The 12,336-nt window shown below is 71.5% G+C and carries 14 protein-coding genes; 6 read left to right on the forward strand and 8 right to left on the reverse strand.

Annotated features, from left to right (window positions below; translation table 11 throughout):
- Positions 1-10: 10 nt before the first annotated feature.
- On the reverse strand, positions 11-697 hold the full coding sequence (locus tag ACFWIS_RS07230; RefSeq protein WP_380451655.1) for a FadR/GntR family transcriptional regulator: 687 nt from the start codon (positions 695-697) through the stop codon (positions 11-13).
- Positions 698-872: 175 nt separating this feature from the next.
- On the opposite strand from ACFWIS_RS07230, the gene ACFWIS_RS07235 reads away from it, so the two are divergent.
- The 3 genes from ACFWIS_RS07235 to ACFWIS_RS07245 all read left to right on the forward strand — a co-directional run bounded on the left by ACFWIS_RS07235 (position 873) and on the right by ACFWIS_RS07245 (position 4,774).
- Positions 873-2,585, forward strand: a complete 1,713-nt coding sequence (locus ACFWIS_RS07235; protein WP_380451529.1) for a 2-isopropylmalate synthase — start codon at positions 873-875, stop codon at positions 2,583-2,585.
- Between the two features lie 216 nt (positions 2,586-2,801).
- Positions 2,802-3,716, forward strand: coding sequence for a peptidoglycan-binding protein (locus ACFWIS_RS07240; protein WP_380451531.1), 915 nt, complete (start codon positions 2,802-2,804; stop codon positions 3,714-3,716).
- A 416-nt stretch (positions 3,717-4,132) separates the two neighbouring features.
- Positions 4,133-4,774: a DUF4232 domain-containing protein gene (locus ACFWIS_RS07245; protein WP_380451533.1), complete on the forward strand. Its 642-nt coding sequence runs from the start codon at positions 4,133-4,135 to the stop codon at positions 4,772-4,774.
- Between the two features lie 67 nt (positions 4,775-4,841).
- Here the strand turns inward: ACFWIS_RS07245 and ACFWIS_RS07250 are convergent, their stop codons facing one another.
- The 5 genes from ACFWIS_RS07250 to ACFWIS_RS07270 all read right to left on the reverse strand — a co-directional run bounded on the left by ACFWIS_RS07250 (position 4,842) and on the right by ACFWIS_RS07270 (position 9,314).
- Positions 4,842-5,321: an RICIN domain-containing protein gene (locus ACFWIS_RS07250; protein WP_380451535.1), complete on the reverse strand. Its 480-nt coding sequence runs from the start codon at positions 5,319-5,321 to the stop codon at positions 4,842-4,844.
- Positions 5,322-5,527: 206 nt separating this feature from the next.
- A complete protein-coding gene (locus tag ACFWIS_RS07255; RefSeq protein WP_380523500.1) occupies positions 5,528-6,826 on the reverse strand; it encodes a transglycosylase family protein in 1,299 nt (432 codons plus the stop codon).
- A gap of 101 nt (positions 6,827-6,927) precedes the next feature.
- A complete protein-coding gene (locus ACFWIS_RS07260; protein ID WP_380451539.1) occupies positions 6,928-8,385 on the reverse strand; it encodes a hypothetical protein in 1,458 nt (485 codons plus the stop codon).
- Between the two features lie 254 nt (positions 8,386-8,639).
- A complete protein-coding gene (locus ACFWIS_RS07265; protein ID WP_380451540.1) occupies positions 8,640-8,783 on the reverse strand; it encodes a hypothetical protein in 144 nt (47 codons plus the stop codon).
- A 192-nt stretch (positions 8,784-8,975) separates the two neighbouring features.
- The gene (locus tag ACFWIS_RS07270; RefSeq protein WP_380451542.1) at positions 8,976-9,314 is read right to left on the reverse strand and encodes a hypothetical protein; all 339 of its coding nucleotides are present in this window, start codon (positions 9,312-9,314) and stop codon (positions 8,976-8,978) included.
- Positions 9,315-9,470: 156 nt separating this feature from the next.
- Here ACFWIS_RS07270 and ACFWIS_RS07275 point away from each other — a divergent pair, with 156 nt between their 5' ends.
- The gene (locus ACFWIS_RS07275) at positions 9,471-10,460 is read left to right on the forward strand and encodes a LuxR C-terminal-related transcriptional regulator (protein WP_380451657.1); all 990 of its coding nucleotides are present in this window, start codon (positions 9,471-9,473) and stop codon (positions 10,458-10,460) included.
- Between the two features lie 20 nt (positions 10,461-10,480).
- Here the strand turns inward: ACFWIS_RS07275 and ACFWIS_RS07280 are convergent, their stop codons facing one another.
- Positions 10,481-10,669: a DUF397 domain-containing protein gene (locus ACFWIS_RS07280; RefSeq protein ID WP_380451544.1), complete on the reverse strand. Its 189-nt coding sequence runs from the start codon at positions 10,667-10,669 to the stop codon at positions 10,481-10,483.
- Complete coding sequence (locus ACFWIS_RS07285) at positions 10,666-11,556, reverse strand: Scr1 family TA system antitoxin-like transcriptional regulator (protein ID WP_380451546.1); 891 nt, start codon at positions 11,554-11,556, stop codon at positions 10,666-10,668. The genes ACFWIS_RS07280 and ACFWIS_RS07285 overlap by 4 nt, the downstream gene beginning before the upstream one ends.
- 99 nt (positions 11,557-11,655) lie before the next feature.
- Between ACFWIS_RS07285 and ACFWIS_RS07290 the strand changes: the two genes are divergently transcribed.
- Together ACFWIS_RS07290 and ACFWIS_RS07295 are read left to right on the forward strand one after the other, a co-directional pair.
- Positions 11,656-12,120 carry an ATP-binding protein gene (locus ACFWIS_RS07290; protein WP_380451548.1) on the forward strand — a complete coding sequence of 155 codons (465 nt, stop codon included), beginning with the start codon at positions 11,656-11,658 and terminating at the stop codon, positions 12,118-12,120.
- Positions 12,110-12,265, forward strand: a complete 156-nt coding sequence (locus tag ACFWIS_RS07295) for a hypothetical protein (RefSeq protein WP_380451550.1) — start codon at positions 12,110-12,112, stop codon at positions 12,263-12,265. Before ACFWIS_RS07290 ends, ACFWIS_RS07295 begins: the two co-directional genes overlap by 11 nt.
- Positions 12,266-12,336: the final 71 nt, after the last annotated feature.

Raw genomic sequence — 12,336 nt, forward strand, 5'->3', positions numbered from 1 at the left:
AAGACGCGCCTCAGTGGTTCAGCAGTTGTGCGCGCGTCGATTCCAGCTCCTCCGCCAGCACCCGCCCGGCCGCCGCCGGGTCGCCCTCGTGCAGCACCCGGACCAGCTCCGCATGCGCGTCGTAGCCGTGGTCCGGATCGCCCTCGCGCAGCCCGAGCAGGCCGACCAGTTCGACCAGGTGCTCCCGCAGGATCGGGGCGAACTGGGCGAACAGGTCGTCCAGGACGGGGTTGTGGGCGGCGGCCACGATCGCCGTGTGCAGCGCGATGTCGGCGTCCACGAAGGCCGAGTCGTCCGCCCCGCCCGCGGCCCGGCGCGCGGCCAGTGCGGCGTCCACGGCGGTGAGGTCCGCCGCCGTGCGGCGCTCGGCGGCCAGCCGGGCGGCCTGCACCTCGACCATCGTCCGCACCTCGTAGATGTGCGCCAGCTCGGCGGCCCGCAGTCGGGTCGCCCAGTCCCCGGCGGTCGGGCGGTCGGACGTCACGAACACCCCGGAGCCCTGCCGGGCGTGCACCATCCCGGCCGCGGCGAGGGTGCGCAGCGCCTCCCGGATGGTCGAGCGGCCGACGCCCAGCTCTTTGGCGAGCGCCACCTCGCCGGGCAGCTTGCCGCCGACCGGCCACTCGCCGGCCCGGATCCGCTCCTCGATCAGTGCGGCGGCCTGTTCGGCGAGGGGGGAGGGGCGGAGCGGGGCCATCGTCGTCACCTGTCAGGTTGTCTGAGGACTTGGATCGTGGTTAGTCTACCCGGCATGCAGCCGTGGAGCGTTCTCCTTCTTGGTGGCCGCAGCGGGGCGTGACCTGACCGGCACCCCGCTGCGGGGCGCCGTCCTGCCGGTCTCCGGTCACCAGTCGAGGACACCCAGAGACCCCATGCGATACCCGACCCTGCACGCTCCCGCCGGGCCCGTCCCGGCCGACGCCCCCGCCTGGAACCCCCAGCGCGGCGGCGCCATGCCCTCCCACCGCTACCGCCCCGCCCACGAGCGGGTCCACGTCCCCGCCCTGCTGCGCCGCTGGCCCGGCCGTCGGATCGAGCGGGCCCCGCTGTGGGTGCCGGTCGACCTGCGCGACGGCAACCAGGCGCTCGCCGAGCCGATGGACCCGGCGCGCAAGCAGCGGATGTTCGACCTCTTCCTGGCCATGGGCTTCAAGGAGATCGAGGTCGGCTACCCCTCCGCCAGCCGCACCGACTTCGAGTTCGTCCGCCGGCTCGCCGACCACCCGGACGCCCTGCCGGAGGACGTCACGGTCGTCGTCTTCACCGCCGCCCGGGCCGACCTCATCGACCGCACCTTCGAGGCGGTCCGCGGCCTGCCGCGGGTCGTCGTCCACCTCTACACCGCCACCGCCCCGCTCTGGCGCGACCTCGTCCTCGGCAAGGACCGGGACGAACTGCGGGCGCTGATCACCGAGGCGGCCGAGCGGATGGCCCGGCACGGCGAGGGGCGGGACGGCCTGCGGTTCCAGTTCTCGCCCGAGGTGTTCAACCTGACCGAGCCGGACTACGCGCTGGAGGTCTGCAACGGCCTGAGCGCACTGTGGGACGCGAGCCCCGACCGGCCCGTCATCCACAACCTGCCGGCCACCGTGGAGATCGCCACCCCGAACGTCTACGCCGACCAGATCGAGTACCTGGACCGGCACCTGGACCGCCGCGACGGCGTGATCCTCTCCGTCCACCCGCACAACGACCGGGGCACCGGCGTCGCCTGCGCCGAACTGGCCGTACTGGCGGGCGCCCAGCGGGTCGAGGGCTGCCTGTTCGGCAACGGCGAACGCACCGGCAACGTCGACCTGGTGACCCTGGCGCTCAACCTCCACACCCAGGGCGTCGACCCGATGCTCGACCTCTCCGACATCGACGGGATCCGCCGCACCGTCGAGCACTGCAACCGGCTGCCCGTGCACGAGCGCCACCCCTACGCCGGGGACCTCGTCCACACCGCCTTCTCCGGCACCCACCAGGACGCCATCAAGAAGGGCCTCGCCCGGCACGCGCGGGCCGCCGCCGAACTCGGGCTGCCCGAGCGGGAGACGCCCTGGTCCGTCCCGTACCTGCCGATCGACCCGGCCGACCTCGGGCGCGACTACGAGGCGGTGATCCGGGTCAACAGCCAGTCCGGCAAGGGCGGGATCGCCTACCTGCTGCAGACCGGGGCCGGGCTGGAACTGCCCCGGCGGCTCCAGATCGAGTTCGCCCGGGTGGTCCAGGAGGCGACGGACGACAGCGGGCGGGAGGTGACCGGCGAGGAGCTGTACGAGCTGTTCCGCTCCGAGTACCTGGACGCGGGCGCCGCCCGGGCCTGGCGGGTCGGCGAGGACTGGGCCGAGGTGGACGGCCGCCGGGGCGGCGGCGCCGGCCCGGTGGACGCGGTCGCGGACGCGGTGGGCGTCGAGATCCTCTCCTTCACCGAACACAAGGTCGCCGGCAGCCCCGACGCCGTCGCCTACCTGGAGGCCCGGGTCGGCGGCCGGGTGGTCTGGGGGGCCGGGCGCGACGGCTCGGTGCTCACGGCAGGCGTACGGGCGGTGCTCAGCGCCGCCGACCGCGCCCACCGGCCGCGGGGCGGCGGGCCGTTGTAGTGCGGAGCGTCCCTGGGACGACGGGCCGCCCCGGGCCCGGGGGCCGTCCCCGGGCCCGCGCCGTCCCAGGGACGGGACGCGCTAGCGGGACGCCGTCGGTGGCTCCTACGGTCTGTCAGCGGTGGCCGGTCGCGGCCGACGAGCCGTTCGGTGCCGCCGCTCCCGCGCTCCGCGCGCTCCCGCGCTCCGCGCTCAGTCAGTCAGTGAGGAACCGTCATGAAACGCATCCCGGCAATCGTCGCCGCGATGTTCGCCGCGCTTCTCGCGGCGGTGCTCGTCGCCCCCGCCGCCCAGGCCGCCGGCTGGCCGCTCGTCCGCAACGGTGACCACGGCGACAACGTGACCACGGTCCAGTACCTGCTGAACGCCCACGGCGCCGGTCTCGGCGTCGACGGTGACTTCGGCTCCGGCACGGAGACCAAGGTCAAGAACTTCCAGAGCGCCAACGGCCTCAACCCGGTGGACGGCATCGTCGGCTCCGACACCTGGTCCAAGTTGATCGTCACCGTCCGCAAGGGTGACAACAACGACGCCGTCAAGGCGCTCCAGGTCCAGCTGAACGCCCACGGCGCCGGCCTGGCGGTCGACGGCGCCTTCGGCGACGGCACCGACGGCAAGGTCCGCGCCTTCCAGCAGTCCGCCGGCCTGAACCCGGTCGACGGCATCGTCGGCCCGGCCACCTGGGCCGCCCTGCTCGGCGGTGGCGGCAGCACCGGTGGTGGCGGTGGCGGTGGCGACACCCTCACCCAGTCGCAGGCCGCGTCGATGTTCTCGGCGGCCGGCATCACCTGGTCCTCCTCGGGCAACTGTTCCGACCGCACCAACAGCAGCTGCACCTCCTTCGACGGTCTGCGCCGCGCCTCGGCGACCGGTGCCATCAACTTCAAGAACGCCAGCGGCTGCGCGCTGAACATCACCGGTGGCACCGAGACCGGCCACGCCAGCGGCACCTACAGCCACGGCACCGGCTACAAGCTGGACTTCGCCATGTCGAGCTGCGTCACCAACTACATCCACGGCACCTTCTCCCACACCGGCACCCGCGGTGACGGCGCCGACCTGTGGACCGCCGCCTCCGGCAACATCTACGCCAACGAGGGCAGCCACTGGGACGTCACCTTCATGAACTGACGCCCGCAGAGCGCACCCTGTGAGAGGCAGGGCCACCGGAGGTCTTCCGGTGGCCCTGCCCCGTCGCGTTCCCGGCGGTGATCGGGTCCGTGTCCCTCATCCACCACGGCCGACTCGTCCACCCGGCCCTCGCCTGACGCCGCACCGACCTGACGCGGACACGTCCCGGGTCAAGATCCGCTCGGTCACGGGTCTGTCCCAGCGGGCGACGGCCGTGCCGCGGTGGCGGGGGAGCCGTGAGAACCGGTGTGCCGCCTGGGCTGGGGGCCGTAGGGCGGGGATAAGGAGCCCGACGTACGCGCTCCTTCGTGTAACAGCACTGTCTTGGCGGCCGGTTGGGCGGAACGGTCCGCCCGGCGCGGGTGTCCTGCTCACCAGAAACCCGGCCACTACCACCCGAACCTGAGGACGACATGATGCGCGTTCAGAAGCTGACCCTCGCCACCCTGGTCGTTGCCGCCGGTCTCTCTCTGACGGCCTGCCAGAACGACGACCTCGACAGCGGAACGGCGGCGAACACGCCGACCGCCGCGCCGACCGCCGGCGCCGTGCCCACCAAGGCCGCCCCGGCCGGCTCGGCCCCCAGCGGGAAGGCCACGACCGGCGGGAGCGGTTCGACCGACAGCGGCAAGGCGGGCGGCAAGTGCCGGACCGACGACCTCACCATCTCGGCCGCCGACCGCACCATCGACGGCGATGCCACCCGCACCGTGGTGGTCGAGCTGAAGAACAAGAGCGGCCACGACTGCTCGATCAGCGGGTACGCCGGTGTCGACCTGAAGACCAACGCGGGCTCGATGTCGGCGGAGCGCTCCGGCGAGCCGGTCGTCCCGGGCGTCCTCAAGAACGGGAAGTCGACCTTCTTCGGCATCAGCTACCCGGCGAACAACACGGGTGGCACCGGCCTGCGCCTCACCGGCCTCGTGGTGACCCCGCCGGACGAGACCAAGTCCGTCACCCTCCAGTGGCCGGGCGCCGCCTCACTGCCCGCCACCGACACCCCCGGCAACCCGGTGAAGGTCGGCCCGATCGGCAGCGCCGGGCAGGGCGGCCAGTGATCGGCGCGAGCCGGATTCAGCTCACCGACCCGCCGCCGGGGGGCGGCGGGTCGGTGCCGGGCGCCCGCTACTTCACGTAGGCGGTCCACTGCTGGTTCGACGAGCCGACCGACAGCTCGGTGGTGACCCGCTGGTCCTGCCCGTTGGCCTGGAGGACGTAGTCCAGGTACTTCACGCTGGCGATGGCGGTGGCGTCCACGCTCGGCTCGACGATCCACCGCTGGCCGAGGTCGTTCTGGTCGCAGGTCTGCTGGGTGACGGTCTTGCCGGGGCCGTTGGCCACGAGGCACTTGCCGTAGTGGGTGCCCTTGATGGTGAAGGTGCCGTTGCCGAGCGGGGTGAGGGTCCAGACCTGGTAGGTGAGGCTGGCGTCGCGGGTCCAGACGTCGTTTCCGAGGTACTCGTCCAGGTCGGTGGTGTCGCTCTGGACCTGGAGGGAAGCGGTGACCGGGACGGCGGCCGTGGCCGGGGTGCCGTTGAGGGCGGCGATGCCGCTGAAGGTGGCGGCGGCCACGAGGGTCGCGACGGCCTTCTGGGTGATGTGCACTGCTTCTCCTAGCTGGAAGGGGCGGCGGGCCCGGCTGGGCTCGCCCGGCGCGAAGCTAGGGGGGTGAGGGAGGTCGTTTGTGGACGACTCGATGGGGGTAGGCCAACCGGTTCAGACGTTTCGCCGGTTCGGCGCAGTAGACGTGCACCGGCTCCGGTCGGGGTGGGACCCGCCGGAGCCGGTGGCCGGAGTCGGACCGGCCGGGGTCAGAGCGTCCCGGTGATGCCGACGGCGTAATGGTTGCCGTTGACGCCGGTCAGGTCGATGGCGGCGGCGTTCTGCCAGCTGCCGTCCGGGTGGCGGACGGCGTGCAGGATGCGGTTGTCCGTCGTCACGAACGCCACCTGGAGTTCCCCGGCGACGGTCGCGGCACTCACCGATGTCGTGGTGAACGAGCCGGCCACCGAGGTCAGGTCGGCCAGCGGCATCCACTGGCCGTTGCCGAGTCGGGCGCCGTGGTACTGCTTCGTGCCCCCGTTCGACGTGATGACGATCTGCATGTCCGCGCCGGAGCCGGTCACCGCGACGTCGGTGGCCGCACCCGCGTCCCCCGCTGCCGCGTACACGTCCCCCCACGGGCTCCAGGTGCCGTCGGTGCCGCGGATCGAGTGGTAGACCCGGCCGCCGGCGACGGCCACCACCTGCAGCTGACCGTTCACGGAGGCCTCGGACGCGGAGGTCACGGCCCCGGGCAGTGCCCCTGCCTGCGACTGCACGTCGCCGAACGCCGCCCAGGTCCCGTCCGCGTGGCGCACCGAGTGGAACAGCCGCCCGTTCGCGACCGCCAGCACGTTCAGCTCCGGGCCGATCGACACCGCCGACACCTTCGTCACCGAACTCAGCTGCCCGGCCTCGGAGCTGACGTCGCCGAACGCGCCCCACTGGCCGTCGGCGAAGCGGACGACGTGGTAGATGTCGCCGTTGCCGCCGACCGCCACCACGTGGGTGTCGCCGTTGATGCCGGCGTCCGCCACCGAACCCACAGCGCCGATGTCGCCGACCTGGGCGTTGACGTTGGCGAAGCCCGACCAGTTGCCGGACGCGTCGCGGGTCGCGTGGTAGATCCCGCCCCCGCCGTTCACCAGCACCTGTGTCTTCCAACTCGGCGCCGGGGCCGGGCTGGGGGCGGGGTCGGGGTACGGGTTGGTGTGGTCGGTGGAGAGACCGGTGCCCGGCGCGCACGACCAGGCGCGGGCACCCTGGTCGGCGAGGATCTTCTCCGCGATGAGGATCTGCTGCTGCTTGGAGGCCAGGTCCGGGCGGGGGGCGTAGTTCAGGCCGCCGTAGTAGCGCCAGTTGGTGAGGTTGATCTGGAGGCCGCCGTAGTAGAGCCGGTTGGCGCTGACGATGCTCCAGTTGCCGCTGCTCTCGCACTGGGCGACCTTGTCCCAGGTGGCGACCGAGGCGGCCTGGGCCGAGCCCGCCCCGGTGGTGGCGAGCGCGAGGGCGGCGAGGGAGGCGGCAGCGACGGCGGTGAGGCGCGGGGTTCGGGGGACGCGGGACATCAGGGTCTCCTTCTTGGGGTGACTGACGGGCGGTGGGACGTGACGGGGCCGGCGGGCGACCGCGCGGTGTCGCCCGCCGGCCGGCCCCGTCACCGCCCGGGTCAGCCGGCGGTGCCGGTGATGGAGACGGCGTAGTGGTTTCCGCTGACGCCGCTCAGGTTGAGCGCGGCCGCCGGGTCCCAACTACCGGAACCGTCGCGGATGGTGTGCATGATCCGGTCGTCGTTGGTGATGAACGAGGCCTGGAGTTCGCCGTCCACCGTGGCGGCGCTGACCCGGTTGGCGGTGAAGGAGCCGATCACCGGGGCGAGCGGGTTGAACTGCTGCCAGGACCCGGAGGCGTAGCGGGCCGCGTGGTACTGCTGGCCGTCGCCGGTCACCACGATGATCTGCATGTCGCCGCCGGTGCCCGTGATCGCGACGTCCTGGGCGCTGCCGATGTCGCCCGCCGCGCCGTACACGTCGCCCCAGTTGGTCCAGGACCCGGACACGTCGCGAATGGTGTGGAGCACCCTGCCGCCGGAGACCGCGACGACCTGCAGCTGGCCGTTGACGTTCGCGGCCGAGGCGCTGGTGACCGTGCCGATGGCGCCCGCCGCTCCGGAGACGTCGGCGAACCGCATCCAGGTGCCGTTGGCGAGCCGGGCGGTGTGGAAGATCTTCCCGTCGGCCACGGCCACGATGTGCAGGTCGCCGCCGATGGAGACCGCGGAGATCTTGGTGATGTTGCCCAGCGCACCGGCCTCCTGGCCGACGTTCGCGAAGCGCTCCCAGCTCCCGTCCGAGTGGCGGATGGCGTGGTAGAGGCCGCCGTCCCCGCCGACCGCGAGCACGTGGGTGTTGCCGTCGATGCCGGCGTCGGCGATCGACTGGATGGCGCCGATGTCGCCGGCCTGCGACGCGACGTTGCCGAAGCCCGTCCAGTTGCCGTCGGACAGGCGGGTGGTGTGGAAGAGGCTCCCGCCACCGTTCACCAGGACCTGGGCCCGCCAGGCCGCCGCGGCAGGCTTGGGCGGCAGAGGGGTGCTGTCGATCGTGCGGTCGTAGCGGAACGGCAGGTAGCTGTTGTTGACCAGGTAGCTGCGCGAGTAGGTGTTCCGCCGCGCGGTCAGGCCGGGCTTCGGTTCCTCGATGATGTTGGCGGTGGTGTGGCTGCCGTCCGTCCAGCCGGTGAAAAGGACGACGTGGGTCTTGATGTTGTCGATCATGTCGCCGGGGCGCAGGTCGTCCAGGCTGCCGAGTGGGGTCGACACATCGTCCAGGGTCGACGTCACCCGGCTGGTGTCGAGGTGCCAGGCCATGGAGACCAGGCCCGAGCAGTCCTGACGATAGGAGCCGTTGCTGTCGGAGTGCCAGACGCTCTGGCTGTACGGAACGGCCTGGTCGACCCAGTTCTGGGCGCGGGCGATGATCTCGTCGCGGGAGATCGGGCCGTTGACCGAGGAGGTGCCGACCGCCTGTGCGGTGGTGCCGGTCACCGAGAGGAGGGAGACGGCCGCGGCGGCGGCGAGCGAGGTCGCGATGGCGGTACGGACGAACGTGGACCGGTGAGATGGCATGCGTCGGCTCCGGGTGTGAGTGAAGGATGGTGTCGCGGACGGACGGCTCCGCGGGACCGCAAGACGGTGGGGCACCTGGCGCGGCAGAGTCGCCGGCGCAATGGCGCGGTGCGGCCTGAGGATCCGTGCGGGGTGAGTGCCGGTGCCGACTGAGAATCGGGGCGGCTGCCCTGCAGGAGCAGCCGCGTGGAGTGCCTCGACGGACCGGGTGGGACGGCGTACCGGGGTGGAACGGCGGGCCGAGGGGCGATGGATCAGCCCCAGATCATGTTGTCGGCCGTCGCGGTGATGACCGGCTGGGCGGAGGAGTCGGCGGCCTGGGCGGCGACGGCGGGGACCAGGAGGGCGACGGCGAGGGTGGCGACCGCGGCGGCCTTGGCGGTGACGGTGCGAAGCATGACGGTTCCTCTGGGAGCTGACGAAACGGTGGACGGTTCCGGTACCGGCGTCCCGCGGTGGCGCCTTCTCCGGTGGCCTTCAGGGGCTGGCCCCTTCCGGCGACCACTAGCTTCGTCGCTGGTCAGAGGGGGTGGAAGGGGTTTCAGGTGGACGGAACCGTCCCTGGACTGTTCCGTCCAGGACCGTTCCGGTCAGGACCGTTCCGGCCAGGAGCGACCGGAGCCGGACAGCAGGCGCTCGTAGAACGGCGCGACGAGCGGAGCGGCGGCCGTCATCGCCCGCCAGCCGGCGAACGGGGGCACCGTCGCCAGGGCGCGGCGGCAGAACGCGGAGGCTCGACGCTCCGCCGAGGTGAGGGAATCGGCGAGGAGGTAGAGACCGAGCACCGGGTCCGGGGTGGCGTACGGATGGACGACGACGTGCTCGACCCGGTCCTCCGGGCGGATGGCGGCCAGCAGGAGCTCACGGGCGTCGTGGGGCAGCGGCCGGCCGGGCGAACCGGGTTGCAGGGCGACATGGACGAGGTACATGGACCGAGCGTGCCGAAGCGGGAATTAGCCGTGAAGGGGACGACCCGGGACGGTTCTGTCCCTGGCCGGAACCGTCCACAAGGCCCTGCGGCCGCGCCCCGGCACATGTGAAATGATCGCGTGCATATCGAACACGGGTTCATCACGGGGGTAAGGATGCTCACGGCGCTGGGGCTGGACCAGGTCTCAGAGGCGGTCTACCGGGCGATGCTCGCCCACCCGCAGGAGGGCGTGGCAGCACTGCGGATGCGCCTGGACCTGACCGACCAGCAGGTCAGGCAGGCGCTGGACACGCTCAGCGAACTGGCGCTGCTGCGCCCGTCCGCCGACCGCGAGGGCGAGTTGCGGGCCGTCTCCCCCGAAGCGGGGATGGAGATCCTGATGGCCCGCCAGCAGGCGGAACTCGCCGCGCAGCAACTGCGCATCGAGGCCTCCCGGGCGGCGGCCGCCCAGCTCATCGCCGAGTACGCCGACCTGCGACCGACCGGTAGCCACCCCGGCGTCGAGCAGCTCACCGGCCTGGACCAGATCCGCGACCGGCTCACCACCCTCACCCGCGAGGTGCGCGAGGAGGTCATGACCTTCGCGCCCGACGGCGGGCAGAAGCCCGAGAACATCGAGGCCGCCAAGCCGCTGGACCTGGACCTGCTGGGACGCGGTGTCCGGATGCGGACGGTCTACCTGGACAGCGTCCGCAACAGCCCGCACACGGTCGAGTACGTCACCTGGCTCGCCTCCCACGGCGGCCGGGTCCGTACTGTCGCCGCGCTGCCGACCCGGATGATCGTGGTCGACCGGGCCACCGCCGTCATCCCCGTCCACAGCGACGACACCGCTGCCGGAGCCGTCGTCCTCACCGGCGAGGGCATGCTGACCGCGCTGTGCGCGCTGTTCGAGACCGTCTGGGCGGGCGCGCAGCCGCTCGGCACCGCCGCCCGCTCCGACGAACACGGACTCACCGCCCAGGAGCAGGCGACCATCGCGCTGCTGGCCGAGGGGCACACCGACGACGCCATCGCCAAGCGGCTGGGCGTCTCGCCCCGCACGGCCCGCCGGATAGCCACCGACCTGATGGAACGCCTCGACGCCCGCAGCCGCTTCCAGGCGGGCGTACGGGCGGCTCAGGCCGGCTGGCTCGCGCCCTGAGCCGGGGCGGGCGGGTCGGGTCAGACCTCGGCGGTGGCGGCGAAGGTGAGGAAGGCCTGCCAGGCGGCAGGGGTGAAGGCGAGGTGGGGGCCGCTCTTGTCCTTGGAGTCACGCACGAGGACGGCGGCGGTGGTCTCGGCGACCTCGACGCACTGACCACCTTCATTGCTGCTGTAGCTGCTCTTGATCCAGGCCAGCTTCGCGTTCATCGTTCTCCCAGCATCTTCTCGATCAAGGCCAAGGACTCCCTCACGTCGAGCGAGTGCCCCCTGAGAGCGCCGTATCGTGCGTTCATGATACGGACTTCTTCCTGATCCGTGATCAGCCGGCTGCTTTGCTGGGCCTCGATGTATCCGTTCTGCGGACGCCCCTTGGGAGTGATCAGCGTGAAAGGCCCGGCAAGGGCGGGGTGGTCAGCCCTGACGGTGGGCATGATGTGGATCGCCATGCCGCGCATCCTCCCCACCTCCAAGAGATGCCGTAGCTGCTCCTCGTGAACGTCCCAGCCGCCCAAGGGGCGCTGGAGGACGCTCTCCTCAATGACCCAGCTGAAAATCGCCCGTGGCCATCGGATCAAGATCTCCTGTCGAGCCATTCGGGCAGCCACCCGATCCTCGATCACTTCTTCGGTAAGCAGTGGCTGACGCATTCCGAAGAGAGCACGGGCGTGTGCTTCGGTCTGCAGGAGGCCAGGAATGAGAAGGGTGCTGAACTCGTGGATCTCAACAGCCACTGGCTCCAATCCCGCGTAGCCCCTGAACCAAGCCGGATGCCGAACTCGCGCCTTGGCTCGCGCACTCATCACGTCATCTTTCGCGATCGCCAATGCACCGCCGGCGTCGAGGACTTTGTCCGTTGCGACCAACAACTCTGGTTGCGGGGTGCGCACCCCCCGCTCAACCGCGCCGATCAACTGCTCGCTATAGCCGGTCAGTCTGGCCAGCTCCTTCTGAGTGATCCCCGCTCTCTCTCGGAAGAGCTTGATCTGCTTGCCGATCGCGCGGAAGAAGTCCGAGACCTCCCCCAGATCCTCCGGCAGGTCCTCGCGGATCTCGTCGCCCGCTCCGTTGTCTCGCACTGCACTCAACGCGACCACCCCACCAGGCCTACATAAAGCTGTCCGCACCCATACAAGTACTCTCCGTACTCGCCAGGTCCGTGGTCAGCGTACGTCCGTCCAGCCACGCTTTACCCCATGACGACCGAAATCCCCCTCGACAGACCCCGCCCCCACACCACCACGCTCCCCGCCACCCCCAAGGGAGCCGCCACCTGCCGGCGCATCGCCAGGCGTCAACTCACCTGCTGGGGGCTGAACTCCACGCACACCGAGCCGTTCCACTCCGCCCTCCTCGTCATTGCGGAGCTGGCCGCGAACGCGGTCTCGCACGGACGTGTTCCGGGGCGCGGGTTCGAGCTGCACCTCTCCCTCACCACCACCGCGCGCCGGGGTACCACCCTGCGCATCGAGATCAGCGACCCCAGGGGCGACAGGCTCCCCGTCCTCCCCGCCGTCCACATCCCCAACGCCCAGTCCGGGCGCGGCCTCACCCTCATCGACGCCCTCTGCGACCGCTGGGGCACCATCCCCCGCCACCCCAACGCCAAGACCGTCTGGGCCGAACTCGACCTCATCGATGCCACCCCCGATGCCACCTGAACCCCGCCATAGCGACGGGCGGGCCGTGCTCTGCACCCTCCTCCCGTTCGCCCTCCTCCTCGCCCTCCTCGCCTGGGCCTACCCCCTCACCGCTGCCATGCCCAACCGCCCCACCCCGCAACCCACTTCAACCACCACCAGGTGAAACACCGAGGAGTGGGGGGGGGGCGCCCCCCACCCACCACCCCAAGCAGCCCCCCAACCACCCAGTACGCA

The sequence above is a fragment of the Kitasatospora sp. NPDC127060 genome (assembly GCF_042724935.1).
GTDB lineage: Bacteria > Actinomycetota > Actinomycetes > Streptomycetales > Streptomycetaceae > Kitasatospora.